Source organism: Sphingomonas sp., assembly GCF_004799495.1.
Taxonomy (GTDB): Bacteria; Pseudomonadota; Alphaproteobacteria; order Sphingomonadales; family Sphingomonadaceae; genus Sphingomonas.
Genome location: NZ_SSMY01000008.1, coordinates 25987 through 41930, shown reverse-complemented (window position 1 = coordinate 41930; position 15944 = coordinate 25987). Strand labels below are relative to the sequence as shown.

Below are 15944 nucleotides of genomic sequence, written 5' to 3'. Positions count from 1 at the left end.
TCCGCGCTAGCGCCAGGCGAGCATGTAGCGTTGGCCCGCCGGTAGCACATCGGGAATCGCGCTCTGCAACAGCGCGGCGCGCTGGAAGTCCCGATCGCCACTGAATGCGCCAACCTCCCCGCCGTCGCCGGCACTCGTGAACAACGCGCCGTCGGTTTGCCGGTCGAGCCGCGCGTAGCCGGGCTGGCCGAGGGAAGGGGAGCGCCACCGCACCCCCGGGCCATCGATCACGACGGAGTTCGCGATGTGTCCGCGACCGCGATGCGCGATCGCCACCACCCCGGCAAACAAGGTGTCGTCCGCCGCCAGGTGTGCCACGTCGGTGTCGCCGATCACGGTGGACCGCCGCGCCGTGACGACGGGACGTCCGGCAATCGCGGGGCGCTGGTCATAGCCATTGACGACGCACGATTCGAGATCGAGGGGAACGTCCCGCGCCAGGTCGAGCGGCCCGACCAGGCTGTGGGCGATCGCCAAATGCTGACCCGATGCCGCTTTGCCGACCTTAATCGCCGGCGTCCGCCGTTCGGCGCGATGCGTCGCCGGACCGGAGCGGAGCGTGCAATGCGTCACGCTCAGCGCGACGGTTCCTTCGATCCCGACTGTGCCGTCGATCCATAGTCCGTCGAGCGTCAGGTCGAGTCCGGCGGCAGCGCCGCGCAGCTCGAGTCTCCCGCGAATGGTCGGTGATTCGCCGCCGGCCGCTTCGATCGCCAGGCGCCGCGGCGCGTCGGGATCGTGCCGACAGATGTCGGCATGGTCGTGGATCGTCGTGTCGCCGATATCGTGCGTGGTGCTGTCGTGAATGCGGATCAGGCCGCACCCCGGGACGCGGCGGAACGCGGCCAGGGCATCGCCGAGCGAGGAGAAAACCGGCGGCTGCGCGGTCGGACACGCCACGGCAAAACGGTCGACCTCGGCGATCCAGGAGGCCGTGCGTACTGCCGACGACCGATCATAGCTGCCGCCGCCGATCGTTCCGGGCGGCACCCAGCCGAAGCTCGCCAGCAACGGCGCACCGATCAGCGCGGGATCGAGCACGATCAGGCGGCCCAACTGGGGGTCGATCGCAACCGCGGCCTGCGTGGAATGCCTGCCGCTTGCCCGCCACTCGCGGAGCGCGGTCACCGCGATGCGCTCGGGCGCGATAGCGTGCCACGCGCCATCGGCATCGGCGAACTGAAGCCCGACCGCGCGAGCAATCGCGTCCGGGCTCGCCTCGAAACCCAGCGGTAGCGCGGCGTCATATTCCGGAGAGAAGACACGATCCATGTGGCGGCAACGATCGGGCACTTGGTACAACGGAATATCGATACCCAACGGATGGAGCCGGAAGGCATGCGGCCCGGCGCGGCCGGCGTCCAACGGTGCGGGCGCGACCAGGGCGGAGCGGCACGCCTGGTCCTGCCACACGTCGATCGTCACCGATCCATCGCCATCGGCCGCCCCGATGGCCACGGGCCAGCCCGATAAATCGCGCAGCCGGATTTCCGCCGCCGCGCGAGTCCCCTCGCGCCGCCGATACGCCACCGCGTCGGCGATGAGCGCGCGGTGGTCGGCCGCATCGGCCGATATATCGGTCGCGCCGACCAGCGCGCCGATCCGGTCGAGCGCCGCACGGCCGGCGGTCTCGACGAACCAGTCGCGGTAGAGCCCGTTGATATCGCGCTCGATCTGCGACCGGCCGACGTCCAGCACCTCGGTCAATTCGCGCAAGGCATAAAGATTGTCCGCGTCGAGCCGTCGATAGAGTTCGGGCAGCAGATCGTATATCCGGCGCGGTGCGGTCATGGCCGGGTCTCGATGCGGATGTCCGCCGGGTCGAGCGCGATGCGGTCGAGTGCGCCCGGTGTCGCGGCTGCAACAGCGACCGGCTGCCGGATTCGACTCACCGTCGCCCGTTCGACTCCGGGGACGGTTTTCGCGACCGCGGTGATATCGGCGGGGTCGAGCTGGGCACCGAGCGGTCGCCCGTCCACCCCGAACGCCGCGATCAGCCGATGCCTCACCCCCTCTTCAACGGTATCGATATCCGCGCCTGGGACCGGCGTGATCGTCAGGTCGATCCCGACCAGCAAGGTGCGGGCGGTGGCGATCGTGATCGGCACCCGGCGCGGCGAGACGGCTTCGATCCACGCGCGCAAACCGGCCCAATCGGGTTCCGCCACCGCCGTCTCGGCCGGCACGACCGTCACCAGCAGATAGGGGCTTTCCGCCGCGCGCGAGATCGTCGCCGCCGCGGCGGATTCTATTCCGGGATAGGTCATCGCACGCCGCGCGTGGTCGGCAACCGTCACGACGCGCTCGGCCGCGGTCGCGCGTTCGCGCGTTCGGGCACGCAAATGCTCGATCGGCTCGGCTTCCGCGCCGCCTGTCGCGGCCAGCGGATTGGTGACCGCGCGAATCCCGGGAACGCGTTTGCGCAGCGCGATCAACGAGTTCGCGGCGACGTTGCCGGCGCGCCCGGCGCCGACGCGATAGGTCGCAGCGATGTTGTTCTCGCCCGAGGGAAGCCGCGTGCCATGTCGCCCGTCGCCGAAGCGGACCGCAGTATTGCCATCGGCGTCGGTGACCAGTTCATAGACGCGATCGGCCGGGTCGTGCCGCGGCAACCCGATCGTTAGGCTCCACGCTTCACCGCGTATCCCGGCGGGCTGGGCGCCGAAGCGCAGGCTGCGGCCGGTATCGCCGTTGACCTCTAGCGACAGCAAGGGCCGCGGCGTCCCGTCGGCCTCGCGCGTGTAGGACAAGGGTCCGCGGTGGAGGCGAAATACTTGGTTGGCGCGCGACGGCTGGCCGGTACCGAGGATCTCGAGCGGCACCGTCTCGCCTTGCGTTGCGGTCACGACGTTCGCCGACACGCGGCACGACAGCGAGTCGTAGAGCCGGCACAGCGGCGGTTCGATATCGACCTGCCAGCGCCCGGTGGCGATCGGACCGATCGCCGCGACGGTCACGGCCTCGGCGCGCACCGTCATATCGGCGGTAGCGGGAACGATGACGGCATGGACGGCAGCGGCGGGGTAACGCCGCTCTCCGTCGGCCGTGACGACGACCCAGGCACCCGCCGGATTCGCGGGGGGCGCCAGCAATTCGGCCAGACCGGTCGAGGCGATGCCGATCGAAGTGCCCGAAATGTCGAGTCGCCACGCGCGGTCGCCGTCGTGCATCAGCCATAGACTGCCTGGGACGACGACGTGGATCGTCGTGTCGAGTGACAGCTTGATACCGGCGGCGGACAGACAGTCTTTCAGCGCCGCCGGCAGCCCGGCCTGGTCGAGCTGCGGCGCGATATCCGCGAGGCACCCCGCGACTGGGGCAGGAGGATCAGTCGCGCCGCGCGACATGATCGCTACCAGCGGACGCGGGCCGCTGACGATCAACCGCCGGCCTGGCGCGATTCCCGCAGCCCCCCCACCGAGTGTCAGCCGACCGCCACCGATTCCCGGCACCGCGATGACGGAAGCGGCGTGCGCAGCAAGCGGGCTGCTGTCTAGCCAGGCGACCGCCGTGCGGGGATCCAGCGCGGGAAGGTCGGGGCCGTCGAGCAGCACGCGAGTCACCGTCGCTTGCTTGCCGAAGCCGCGCGCGGCCACCGTCTCATTGCCGATGATCGACCGTGTCTCGGGTTGCGGTGTCACGGCGCCCGACGATCCGACCAGCGCCAACATGCCCGGTGGATCGACCCCCAAGGCCTTGCGGTCGAGCACCAGCGCCGACCCGCCGGTCGTGAAATCGGGCCATTCGGTATTGAGCACCGCGCCCGGCGCCGCGGCAAGGACCGAAGCCTGCGACGTCATCGCGATCGACCGGACGTCGCCGGCCGCGATCGCGACGTGGCGCGCGACGCGCAATGTGGTTTCGGCGTACAGCCGATACGCCTCTGCCGTATCGCCGGGCTGGGTCACGTCCCAGACCTTGCCCGTTTCGATGGTCGTCACTCGAGCATCGGGGGACAAGGCGATGGCGAACCGCGCAAAGCGGGCGATCAACCCGGGACCGACGTGACCCCCATCAAGCCCCGCCGCCAGCGACAGATCGGCGGTAAACAGGTCGAGTTCCTGCTCCGCCCAATACGACCAGTGCGGCGCGTAGGCGCCGGAACGCGTCACCCCCCCGGCGGTCGCCGCAATCACCCCCGATGGCCCCGCCGCCACTTTCGTGACCCCCGGATCGCCCTCGGCGGTATGGACGCTGAAATCGGCCCATCGGTTGAGGTCGGGGGTGGCGGCGATCCCCGCCGACGACGCGACGAACAACGTGGCTATCGCGTCGCCATCGACCGTGACGGCGTTGGTGGCGAGGTCGTGCAATTGCGCGCCGGGAGGCAATGTAGGGATATCGACCGCGAACCAGCCGGGGCGATCGAGCGGGCTGGCGAACAGACCATGGTCGGTTGCCGCGACCAGCCAGCCGGCAAATTCGGCCAAGGCGGCGACCTTGACGGCGGCCGCGCCGCTCTCGGGATTGATCTCGGGAAATCCGTCGTTGAACGGCGCCCAATGCAGGCCGTTGGCCGCCCGGCGCAACACGCCGTTGTCGGTCCCGGCGAAAAGGTTTCCGGCCTCCGCCGTGATCGCCAGCGCGCGGATCGCTGCGGACAGCGGCCACCTATTCGCCGCTGGCCGCTTGGCCAAATGCAGCGCGTCGAGCACGTCGCGGCCGAAGCCCGTGGGCGGCGTCCAGGCGACCAATGGCGGCAGGGCCGTCCATGTCGTTCCGCCATCGCTCGATTGCACGACCTTGCCTGATGCGTCGCCGGCGTAGAGCGAGGCGCCCGCGACCGCCACGGCGAGCAAGTCGTAGCGTCCGGGCGGGAGCGTCAGCGCGCGCCACGACAGGCCGTGATCTTCGGACCGCCACGCCCCGCTGCCCACCGCGTACAGGACGTCGCCCTGTGTCGCGACGATCGCCTGGACGTCGCCATCGATTGCCGCGGCCTGCCACGACGGTGTCGAAGCATCGGACGTCGCGTCAGCCCCATCGTCGGCGTGGCGGAGTACGCCCCCGGCGCGAACGCCGATCACCGCCTGCGTGACGGGCGGCACGTCACTCCACGCCGCGGCGTTGGCGCCGAACAATCCGGCGCTGCGCGACAGCAGGATGATCTCGGCGACAGGATAGGACCAGTCTTCCTTTTCCTCCGGCGAGACAAGCGGCTCCGCCCATGTCACGATCGTGCACCCCCGACGTCGGTCGGTGACGACCTCCGCGATCGCGACAAGCCAGCTGCGCGGCGGATTCGCGCCCCCTGCGCGCAGGTGCAATGTCGCGCCGACGCGCGCCCCGCTATCGGTGCCGGCCAGCCGAATGCTGCGGCTCCACGGGCGGAGCACCGGTGCATCGGCGCTGCACTCGGGCAATGCGGGCATAGCGTTCCACGCCGCGCGCAATTCGATCGAATCGGATACCTCGAATACGACGGGCAACTGCCCGGCGGGCGGCACGTTCTGAACGACAAGCGGATGGTCGCGCGACAGGCACAGTCTGTCCGGCTGCCCGGCGGCATCGGTAATCCGAACCGCCAGATAGGTAGTCGCCGAAATCGCGGGAATGCGTTTCTCGCCGGCCATGCCCGCCAATGCGATCACCGAGAACGGCTCGATCGCGCTGTCGAGATAACCCTCCGCGGCGATCCGCTCCTGATAGAAAGCGAGAATCCGGCAGACCTTGGCCCATGCCTCGACCAGCATATTGGTAAAGTCGCTGCGGTGCGTGGCGGGAATGCGCGCCATTTGCGGACGACGCCGTGCCGCCTTAGTCATGCCCAGCGCCAGAGCGCGCTGGCTTGGCCGTGGTGCCGGCGGGTCGGTCATGACTGTCGGCCTGCCACAAAGGTCAACCGGGAGGGGTCGATCCGCACAATTTCGTCGGGCTGCGGCCGGATCGCGGCCAGATCGTCGTCGCCGGCATGCGCCATCGTGACCACCTGGGCGTTTGGCACGGCCCGCTCGATCGTCGGGATATCGAGCGCGATGCCGAAACCGGGCGTGACGGACCGAACCAGCTGGGTGCGCGCCACGGTCGCCGCGGCTGCCAGTTCGGCCGGCGCGACGGGCAATCGGATGGTGAGCGCCGGCGTCAAGACCTTCGCAGGCGCGATACGAATGCTTTCGCCGATCAACAGCAAGGGGGTGATCGCATCGGCGAGCCGGGAGCAAAAGTCGGCGTCGGCGATATATCCCTGCGGTGTAACGACCCGCAGTTCGACGACCGGAGATTCCGGTGTGCGCCGAACCAGCACGGCATCGACCTCGCTCAGCCGGCGGGCGGCGGCCGCGAAGTCCTCGTCGGTCACGCATCGCAATTGTTTGCGGCGGGCATCGGGTGCCAGCGCCACCACCTGGTCGATACTCTGCGCGTCGCTGCCGCCGGTGGCGGCGAGCGGGTTGGTCACCGCGAGGATGCGATCGTCGTCGCTGACGATGTGCGCCAACGTGCCGGCGCCAATATTGCCGGCACCGCCGCCGCCCCGGCGATAGCGCATCGCCATCGGCTGGCCGGTCGGGGCGCGGCGGCCCGCTATTCCATCGCCGAAGCGCAAGGACACGCGCGCGGCATCGACCGGCTCGACCGCGAACACCCGGTCGAACGCGCTGGCGCGCAGGATGTCGCGGCAAGCGGTCCAGGATGGCGCGCGCGGCCCGGCCGATGGGTGCGCCCTTTCGAGCGTCATGAGCGGTTCGGCGCGCTGCGGGTCTTGCTGCTGCGCCGCCGCCGCCGATTGCGAAACCGCGTCGCCGTGGCGGTACGGCTCGGCGAAGCACAGATCGGCGCACGCTATCGCGACATCGCCGCGCCCGTCGGCGACGAGTTCGACCGGCGCGGGGTCGAGCCATGTCCCGTGGTCGGCGAGCACGATATTGCCGAGCAACGTCCAGCCAGTCCGCGCGGGCGTGTCTGCCGGCAAGCGGTCGTCGCCGTGCCAGACGATCTGCGTGACACCATCGCCAGCCGTGACCTCGGTCAGGCGAACGGGATGCGCCCAGCCATCGGTGTGCTCGATCACCAGTACGTCGCCCGCTGCCAAGGCTGGCCAACGCCCGGCGATCTGGGTCCGATCGTCCCCCGGATGCAGTAGTGCCGTCGCGATCGAGGGATGGAAGCGATTATGTCCCTTCACCAGCGTCACGGCGTGCATCGTCTCGAACACCGTTGCCATCGCCGTGGCGTCGCGGGCGATGCGTGGCGTGTCGATCGTGGCGATCTTTGTCGCGAGCGCGGTGCCCGCCGGGACGACGACGCCGTCCCCCGCGGTCTCGAGGTGCACCCACGTCCGCGCGTTGCAGCCTTCGTTGAGCGGGTAGTCGAGCAACCGCGCATGCCGTCGCACCGACACTCGCCGCCGCGCGGTCTCGAGATAGGCCTCGGTCGCGACCGCGTCCTGATAATAGCTCAGATAATCGGCGACATAGGCGAGCACTTCGACCAAAGCGACGTCGATATTGGCGGGATGCTGGGTGGCCGCGTCGCGCGAATTGGCGGCGAGGTCGTCGAGCATCAGCGCGCGAAACGCGGCATAGTCCTTCGCCAGGAAATGCACGTCCTGATGGACTGCGGAAGCGAGCGGATCGGCCATCGTCACGTCGTCAACGTCACGCGCCGCAGCGTCTGCGAATGTACGTCGAGATAGCCGATCGTCACCGCGACGAGCGAATCGGCCGTCGTCACGTCGACTTGCTGGATCTGAACGACTTCGCCGACCCACTGCCGGAGGGCGCTATGGATCAGCGCCTCGACCGCGGCGGTCGTCTCGCTGCGCCCGTCGGTGAAGACCAGCCGCCGCAGCGAGCACCCGAAATCGGGGCGGTTCACGCGCTCGCCGGGATCGGTGAAGACGATTTGTGCGAGCAGATCGCGGATATAATCGTCGAGATCGCTCGTCTCGGTCTGGCCGGACGGTGCGAGCCGATAGGGAAAGGCGATTTGGCGGTTCATATGATCGGCGCCCCGTCGATCTCTCCGCCGCCTTCGACCGCCAGTCCGCCGGCGATCGCGACCGCGCCCTCGACGGTCAGCGCCCCGGCCATGTTGGTCTCGCCTTCGACGGTCAGCGCGCCCGCGCAATTGGTTTCGCCCTCGACCGTCAGGACGGGCGCGATGTTGGTTTCGCCGGTGACGCTGACCTCGATCGATTCGATCTCGATCGCCTCGGCGGTCAGGTCGATCGAGGACGCCGGCACCGCGATCGAGGTCGCCTCGGGCGTCATGGCGATCACTGACTCCGGCACCGTCAGCGTGATGCTCTCCGGGGTCATCTCGACGATCGATTCGGGCACGGTCAGCGTGATGCTGGCGGGCGTCATCTCGATCACCGATTCGGGGCAATCGATCGTGATCCCGGTCGAATTGAACGTCATGGTGAGCGGGATGTCGACTGCCGCCGGCATGCATTGCAGCGTGAAACCGCCGATTTCGGGCAGGTCGTTGAGGATCATCGTGATGAACTCGGTCTTGAAGACCTTCACCTCGGGCGGCGGCGGCTCGGGCACGTGGAGGATGTCCTCGGGACCCCAGAAGCACCCCGCCCAGATCGGGTAATTGGGGTCGCCGCGCTCGAACTCGATCCACACGTTCGCGCCGATCGGCGGGATCGCGTAGAAGCCGACATCGGGTCCGGCGTAGGGCGTGCAGGGGAGCGCCCAGTTGGTCAGCGAGCCGGGAATGTCGGGCACGTCGGCCATGATCCGCCCCTGGAACAGCGGGTCGATATTTTCGATCACCTTGCCGCGGAACTTGCCGACGAAACGCAGCTCGCCGTCGCGTGGCGGAACGATGCTCATGCCGCCACCCGATCGATCGTGCTGCCGGTGCCTTCGCGCGCCAGTGTGAAGGATTGCTGATACCGTCCGCGCGCAAGCGAATGCGTTACCGTCTTGACGCGGTAGCGGCCATCGTAGCTCGTTCCCGCGCCGCGCACGTCGACCAGCCCGGGCGCTTCGAGCACCGCGCCGTACCGCAACGTGTCGACCTCGCCCTGCGCGGTCACGGCCTGATCGGTCGACACGTCGGTTGTCGCTTGCGCGCTCGCGAGTGCCTGAAAATATCCCAGCCGCGGATCGGTGAACAGGTCGCGCCGCTGGAGCAGGCCGATCGGATTGAGCGCCGGATCGGTCGAGAGCGGTGGCATACGCGAGCTGCCCAGCGTGACCAGCGGCGCATCGATCTCGGTCTCGTTGTCCTGCACCATGCCGTAGAGCTGGATCGGCGCAAGCGAATCGAGCCGGAAGCTGATTCGATCGACATTGGTGCTCGGGCCGAGATCGACCGACAGTGCCGGTTTCACCGACCCGACGTTGAGCGGCGGGCCCCAATAGGCGATGTTGGTCATCGGCTCCGGACCGGGCCTGACATGGAACATGTACCCGTGCGGCGCCGCCAGTTCGCGCAGATAGGCGCGGTCGGTCGCGTTCTGCTGCGGGATGCGCTCCAACACGAGTGGGGTCAGATCGGCCGCGGTCGGCAGCACTTCAGGTACCACGCCGATCAGCCCGTATTTGGCGAGCACCGTCAGCGCGATCAGCGAATCGCCCATCTGCGGGTATTCGAGCGAGAACTGGACGCGGTCCATCAGGATGCTGACGTCCTCGCCGATGACGTTGAGCACTGTCCCGGCGAACGGCCCGTCGTGCGACAGTTCGTGCTGGGTGATGAAGCCGTCGATCAGGATCTGCGACCCCGATCCCAGCCCGACGCTGACGACGACGCGGTTCCACGGCGCGAGATCGCCACCGCTCAACAACGCGAAATCGGCCGACGGCGTTGCCGCGCGATCCATCTTGAAGGTCAGCCTGAACGATCGCGGTGCGTTGTCGGCGCACGTCACCTCGACGCTGTCGAGCCGTTCCATGATCGCGGCCGAGGCGGGCGTCGCGATCATCGAGCCGAGCCACAGCTCGAGCTTGATATTGTTCGGCGCGGTCATGATCACGACGTCCCGGAGGGCCGCAGGAGCGGGATGGTCAGCGCCTCGTTGGGCTCGATGAGGTCGAACGGGTCGAGCGTGAGATTGGCATCGGCGATCCGCCAGAACAGCAAGGGGTCGCCAAGCGTCCGCGCCGCGATCAGGTCGAGCCGGTCGCCCTGGCGCGGCACGACGGTCGAGCCGGCGGCGTCGGGGTCGACGCGCGGCAGGAAGCGCCGCTTCTTGTAGACTATTGCCATGCCGTCGTCGGTGACGCAGCGCAGATTGCCGATGGCGGCGTAGCGGTCGCGGGGGTCGGCCATCAGCGCCTCCTCACAACGCGCCCGAATCGACGCCGATCGACGGCGCGGCGGCGCCCGTCGCCTGGGCAGCGATCGTGTTGAGCGCCTGTTGGTACGCCGTGAACGTGAAATAGGCATGGTTGTCGGGCGACACGTCGGCATAGGTCAGCACGTGCATCGCCAGCGTGACCGTCGCGCGGATCGGGTTCAGCCGCGAATCGAAGAATTCCTCGTTAATGTCGTAGCTCGCGATGCGCACCGGCAGCACGCGTTTCTGGCCCCACACGAACAAGGTGCGCGGCGCGGTCAGCGGCGCGATCTCCATCACCCCGCTTGCCAGCTGGCCCTGCGCCTGCTTCACCGCGGCGAGCGCCGGATAGACGAGCAGTTCGAGCGCGGCGAGTTGCGGCAGCGCGGCATATTGCACCGCCGCCTGCTGGCCAGTGCCGATATCGTCGCTCGCGTCGAGCTCGATCTCGATCGTGACGATCTGCGACGGCGGACCGGTGAACCGCACCGCCGCCGACCGCGCATTGTCGTCGCCCCCGACCATCTGCGGCTGGAGCGATCGCTTCAGCGTCGACGGGTTGTAACGGAACGCGATCACGCGCGGCGTCGGATCGGCCGAATCGACCGTCACGAGTGCCCCTTTGAGCGTACGAGGGCCTCGTGCGCGGCTCATTCGCGGTCGTCCATTTCGTCTTCGTCGCGGCCGAGCTGGCGCGGCGCCTGTTGGGCCTGAGCATCCGAGGCGCGGGGCCGAGTCATGCTGATCATCGTCGCCGCGGCGTCGAGCGCATCGGGGGCGAAGCGCGATGCCTGATGGTGGAACGAATCCCATTCGGAACTGCTCGGCAGGGGCCGGTCGGCGTCGATCATGCGGTCGTGGAACGGATCGTCGGGATAGTCGCGGTGCGCGAAGCTCTGGTGCACCGACTCGGCGCGGTGGGTACCGGGACGCATGTTGAACGATGTGTTGACGACGACGTCGGTATTGCCGGAGATCGCATTGTCGAACGGGATCATCTCGCCGTTCGCGCCCTGCGAGATCGTCGCCAGGTTGTTGATGTCCTGCGTGGCCGCACCGCCCTGACCATGGCCCATGCCATGCCCGATTTGATAGTTGGTCCCCGGAAGCCCGAGGCCGAGCGAATTGTTGTAGGCGGTGGCGCTGCTGTAGCCGCTGTTCTGCGAAAAGATCGTGCGGTGCGCGCCGGGGTCGCGGTGCGGAATCGTCGCCAGAACGGGCTGCGGGCCGAGCCCGCGCTGCTCGGTCGGGCCGCTATAGGCAAGGCCGCGATTCTGTTGTGCCAGGGCGGCCGCGTGCGCCAGCATGTCCAACCCGGCGGTCGGGCTGTCCGGCTGGGTGTAGAGCCCGCGCATGCTGCGATGCCCACTCGCCGTCCCCATCTCCACGCCGGTTTCGAGCGGCACGTCGACCACTTCCATCCCGTCGGGCGGGGGCGGGCGGCTCGCCTCGTCCGAGCGCCCGACCCAGTGCACCTGGCCCGCACCGGGGCCCGGCATCCACCGTGCCTGGATCACCGCGTGCGACGGCGCGATCGCGATCTGCGCCAGCGAGAAGGCGGGGACGGCGAGCGGCGAAGGGCCAGTCGATGGCCTGGTCTCACCGCCCGATTTTTTCGCGGGCGCGGCAGCAGGCCGTGGAACGAAGGCGCGCGTCATAGCCACCCCCGCGTTTCGGTTTCGGTCAACGGGCGGTCGAGCTTGGCATATTCGATTCCGGCTGCGGTGCGGATGTCGCGCATCGCCAGCGGCGCGCGCCGCGCCGCCGCCAGGAACGCGGCGTTGAGCGCGATGTTGCGAATCCCGCCGCCGGCGACGTTGAGCTGCGCGAGCCGTCCGTAATCGAGCGCATCCACCGGCGTCGCCGCGGGGAATATCCGCCGCCAGATCGCCGCGCGCTCGGCCACGTCGGGAAAGGGGAATTGCACGAGAAAGCGCAGGCGGCGCAGGAAGGCCTGATCGATCGCCTCGCGCAGATTGGTCGTCAGGATCGCGACCCCGCGATACGCCTCGACTCGCTGGAGAAGGTAGCTGACTTCGATATTGGCGTGGCGGTCGTGGCTGTCCTTCACCTCGCTGCGCTTGCCGAACAAGGCATCCGCCTCGTCGAACAACAGCACGGCGCCGCCTGCTTCGGCGCTGTCGAACACGCGGCGCAAATTCTTCTCGGTCTCGCCGATATATTTGTTCACCACCGCGCTCAGGTCGATGCGGTAGAGGTCGAGCGACAGATCGTTCGCGATCACCTCGGCGGCGAGCGTCTTGCCGGTGCCGCTCGGCCCGGCGAACAGCGAGACCATGCCCGTCCCGCGCGCGCTGGCGCCCGCCATGCCCCACTCGCCATGGACGGTCGCGCGGTCGCGCGCCTGCGCGGCGATCGCGCGCAGCGTCGACATTTCGTGCTCGGGCAGGACGAGCTGGTCCCATGTCGCGCGCGGCTCGATGCGCTCAACCGTATCGCCGATCGGCGCGCGCGCCGCGCTGCGGCAATAGGCCCAGATGCGGCGCGCGATCGGCGTGCCGTCGTCGCGCTCGCCCGCCGCGGCCAGCCGGGCGCTGCGAATCGTCGACACGTCGAGTTCGAACTGAAAAGCGAGGCCGCGCAGATCGTCCTCCGACGCGCCGTCGGTGCCGGCGAGCGCGTCGCGCCACAGCGCGAGCTGCTCCGCCGGGGTCAGACGCGGCACGTCGATCCGCAACACCGGGCGCAGCGTGTCGACCGGCTGGCGCAGTCCGGCCAGCAGCAACGGCGCGGCGATCCGGTCGGCGAGCCGCCGCACGCGATCTTCCACGCCGTCGCCGTCCGCCGTCACCATCAACAGGCGAGGCGCGAGCCGTGCTTCGCGCGCCCACACCCGTGCGACGCGGTCGATCGCCTCGGCATCGTCGGGCAAGTCGCGTGCTGCGACGGTGAACAGGTCGGCCGACAGGAGCCGAGCCGCGTCGGCCGCGACTTCGCGTGCGGCGGAGCGATCGTCACCGACCAGTTGGACGACCGTGTCGGCGGGCACGGACGATTGCCAGACCGCGGCGATCCGCTCGGCGACGGCACGGTGCGGCGGCGCGAGCTCGCCGGCCGGGCGGACCGGCTCGGCGATCGCGGCGAGCGTCGCATCGAGTGGATCGAGCCCGGTCAGATGATGCAGAATGCGCTCGTCGATCCGGAGCGGCGCGCCGACCAGCGATGGCCCGTCGCCGAGCTTGACCAATTGCCAGTGGCGGAGCGGCGAATCGGGCAACGTCGCGCTCCAGTGCGCATCGGGCAGCGCCGCGAGCGCGAGCGCGAAATTGGGCGGCGCACCGGCCTGGAGCTCGGACACCAGCGCGGCGCACTGCGCATCGAGTTCCATCCCGGCGCACAGCAACAGCACGTCGCGCTCGAACGCGCCCAGCCCGAACGCCGCCGCCAATCGCGCGAGCGGCGGCGCGTCGCTCCGCTCGCCGGGAGCAGGCACCGCGCCAGCGCGCTCGCCGTCGCGATACGCTTGCAGGATCGCCGCGATCCGCCGCAGCTCGGCGGCCAAATCGTCGATCGCGCCGCGTGGGCTCTCTGCCATGTCAGGCGGTCACGGCTGACCGCGCACGGCGCGGCTCGTCAGCAGGCGGGCCCTCGGCATCGAGCAGCACCGCCGACGCGATATATTGCAGCGAGGGGCGGTGCGCGATCTGGAAGAACACGCTCCACAATTTGGACAGTTCGTCGAGGCTCAGCGTCTCCGGCACGATCTTGATCCGATCGAGCTGGCGCGGCAGGTCGGAGTCGCGCAGGAACGCAAAGGCGCTGCGCGCGCGCACGGTGCGCCGCAGCTCGTCGCCGGTCAGCACGGGGGCGGCGTGCAGCGCGGTCAGCACCTTGCCCAGCATCAGTTCGGTGGCGAGATGATCTTCGCTCGAAAACGAGATCAGATAGTGTAGGTCGATCGCGATCTGCGGCCGCGCCACCAATAGGCCCGCCGCGTCGCGCGTGGGCAGGTCGGCGTTGCGCAACTGCGCGTTGGGGGTGAGGTGATAGAGGCACAGGCTGACCTCCTTCTCGCCCGCGGTCGCGGCGCGCGGCGGGCCGACCCGCACGACCACGCCGGGGACGACGTCCTGCACCGCGCCCTGGACGATGTCGTGCAGCGCGGCGGTGACGAACGCGATCGTCAGATGGTCGCTCATGGCCAGCGCTCGATATGCACCATGGCATCGCTGGCGGGTGCGCCCGACCGGCCGCGACGACGCGCGCGGTGCGCGGGAATGCGGACGCGGACGCGCGAGCCCGCCGGCATCGCGCGGCTGCCCCAGCTGGCAAAGGTTACCCCGGCGGCAGGGCCGGGCTGTGGCACGGGACGGAGCTCGCCCCGGCCGCCCATGGCATGCCCGGCAAGTGCGGCGAACACGTCCATGCCGGGCTACTCGATGGCGTCGAGATAATATTGCCGCCGCGCCTGGCTCATCTCCAGGATCGCGGCCTCGCTCCAGCCATAGGCATGCGCGAGCGTCACGACATCTTCCAGGATGGTCCGCGCGCGGCGCTCGATCTCCGCCCACAGGAACGGCACGACTTCGAGCGAGGCGTTCCACACATGGCCGCACGCCGCGCAGGCCAGCGGAATCGCGAGCTGCGCCAGTGCGTCGTTTTCGGCGATGGCGCTGCCCAGCGCTTCGAGCACCGGTTCGGGCAGGTCGGCGGGCGCGACCGCTTCGCCGCCCCGCGTCGCGTCGATCACCGCGCGTTCGGCCAGCGTGCGGCGAACGCGGGAAGGGTCGCCCTGCACCGCGGTCGCGAGATCCTGGCTGGTCATCAGGCGATAGTGCAGTTCGTACCCCTCGATCGCGATGTCGAACTCGCGCTGTGGCGGAGGGGAATAATCGGCGAGCAATTCATCGATCCGCTGCTCGAACTCGAGCGGCTCGCCGCACGACGAGCAATTGACCAGCGCGCGCATCACGGGCCCGATCGTCGCCTCGCGCAGCGCGAGCAGGCGCGCGTTGCGTTCGCCGATGCTCAAGCTGGCGAGGTCGCCCGGCGTGCTGCCCGGCATGGCGCGCGCGAGCGCGACCAGCGCCCGGTTCCAATCGGGGCGCGATTCGCCCGTCTCCCAAACGGCGACGATATCGGCCGGCGCCAGCGCGGTCATGATTTAGCTCGCCGGCAGGGTGTAGCTGGGCTCGGCCGGCTCGGTAACCGAGGTGTCGCGTTCCCAGCCCTCGTTCTCGAGCGTAAGCGTGGCGATCGCGACCGCGTTGCCGTTCGCGTCCATCTCCGGCAGCGCGACGAACGACGACGGCCAGCAGCGATAGATGTTGTACGCGATCACCTTCTGCCCGGCTTCGTTATAGACTTCGAGGATGATGTCCTTGCGGAAATCCTGGAGCGACACGTCCTGGTTGCCGGTGCCGCCCTGCTGATCGTCGATCGTCGAATTGTGATAGTCCCAGACCTTGTTGGCCCATTGCTCGAACGCGACGTCGTGCGTGACGCCGCGCTCCAGCGTGATCGCGGCATATTCGCTCTGCCCCGGCATCCGGCGCGGGGTCGACGGGTCGCCGCCCGCGCGATGCGTGATGACTTGCGTCGTCCGCGTCAGCGCGCTGACCTTCGACACGCCGGCGATGTACTTGCCGTCCCACTTCAACCGGAACTTATACGTCCGATAGGGATCGTAGCGATACGTCGCCTTGGGAAATTCGGTGTTGCTCGGCATGGTTCACCCAATCCTTTGCGC

General features: G+C 69.0%; 14 protein-coding genes. All 14 read right to left on the bottom strand.

What is annotated here, in order from left to right; translation table 11 throughout:
• Window positions 1–6: 6 nt before the first annotated feature.
• A complete protein-coding gene (locus tag E7773_RS08035) occupies window positions 7–1791 on the bottom strand; it encodes a hypothetical protein (protein ID WP_293990085.1) in 1785 nt (594 codons plus the stop codon).
• Window positions 1788–5735: a baseplate J/gp47 family protein gene (locus E7773_RS08030; RefSeq protein ID WP_293990084.1), complete on the bottom strand. Its 3948-nt coding sequence runs from the start codon at window positions 5733–5735 to the stop codon at window positions 1788–1790. The genes E7773_RS08035 and E7773_RS08030 overlap by 4 nt, the downstream gene beginning before the upstream one ends.
• 77 nt (window positions 5736–5812) lie before the next feature.
• On the bottom strand, window positions 5813–7579 hold the full coding sequence (locus tag E7773_RS08025) for a hypothetical protein (RefSeq protein WP_293990083.1): 1767 nt from the start codon (window positions 7577–7579) through the stop codon (window positions 5813–5815).
• Between the two features lie 2 nt (window positions 7580–7581).
• Window positions 7582–7938: a GPW/gp25 family protein gene (locus E7773_RS08020; protein ID WP_293990082.1), complete on the bottom strand. Its 357-nt coding sequence runs from the start codon at window positions 7936–7938 to the stop codon at window positions 7582–7584.
• Window positions 7935–8783, bottom strand: coding sequence for a phage baseplate assembly protein V (locus tag E7773_RS08015; RefSeq protein WP_293990081.1), 849 nt, complete (start codon window positions 8781–8783; stop codon window positions 7935–7937). Before E7773_RS08015 ends, E7773_RS08020 begins: the two co-directional genes overlap by 4 nt.
• A complete protein-coding gene (locus tag E7773_RS08010) occupies window positions 8780–9925 on the bottom strand; it encodes a hypothetical protein (protein WP_293990080.1) in 1146 nt (381 codons plus the stop codon). The genes E7773_RS08015 and E7773_RS08010 overlap by 4 nt, the downstream gene beginning before the upstream one ends.
• A gap of 2 nt (window positions 9926–9927) precedes the next feature.
• On the bottom strand, window positions 9928–10227 hold the full coding sequence (locus E7773_RS08005) for a hypothetical protein (protein ID WP_293990079.1): 300 nt from the start codon (window positions 10225–10227) through the stop codon (window positions 9928–9930).
• A gap of 10 nt (window positions 10228–10237) precedes the next feature.
• The gene (locus E7773_RS08000; RefSeq protein ID WP_293990078.1) at window positions 10238–10846 is read right to left on the bottom strand and encodes a hypothetical protein; all 609 of its coding nucleotides are present in this window, start codon (window positions 10844–10846) and stop codon (window positions 10238–10240) included.
• Window positions 10847–10884: 38 nt separating this feature from the next.
• Complete coding sequence (locus tag E7773_RS07995; RefSeq protein ID WP_293990077.1) at window positions 10885–11892, bottom strand: hypothetical protein; 1008 nt, start codon at window positions 11890–11892, stop codon at window positions 10885–10887.
• A complete protein-coding gene (locus E7773_RS07990; protein ID WP_293990076.1) occupies window positions 11889–13790 on the bottom strand; it encodes an ATP-binding protein in 1902 nt (633 codons plus the stop codon). The genes E7773_RS07995 and E7773_RS07990 overlap by 4 nt, the downstream gene beginning before the upstream one ends.
• 1 nt (window position 13791) lies before the next feature.
• Entirely contained in the window at window positions 13792–14394 is a 603-nt protein-coding gene (locus E7773_RS07985) for a DUF4255 domain-containing protein (protein WP_293990075.1), read from the bottom strand.
• Window positions 14391–14561 carry a hypothetical protein gene (locus E7773_RS07980; RefSeq protein WP_293990074.1) on the bottom strand — a complete coding sequence of 57 codons (171 nt, stop codon included), beginning with the start codon at window positions 14559–14561 and terminating at the stop codon, window positions 14391–14393. The genes E7773_RS07985 and E7773_RS07980 overlap by 4 nt, the downstream gene beginning before the upstream one ends.
• Before the next feature lie 66 nt (window positions 14562–14627).
• Complete coding sequence (locus tag E7773_RS07975) at window positions 14628–15356, bottom strand: hypothetical protein (protein WP_293990073.1); 729 nt, start codon at window positions 15354–15356, stop codon at window positions 14628–14630.
• A 3-nt stretch (window positions 15357–15359) separates the two neighbouring features.
• Window positions 15360–15923 (bottom strand): phage tail protein, encoded by a 564-nt coding sequence (locus tag E7773_RS07970; protein ID WP_293990072.1) that lies wholly within the window; start codon window positions 15921–15923, stop codon window positions 15360–15362.
• Window positions 15924–15944: the final 21 nt, after the last annotated feature.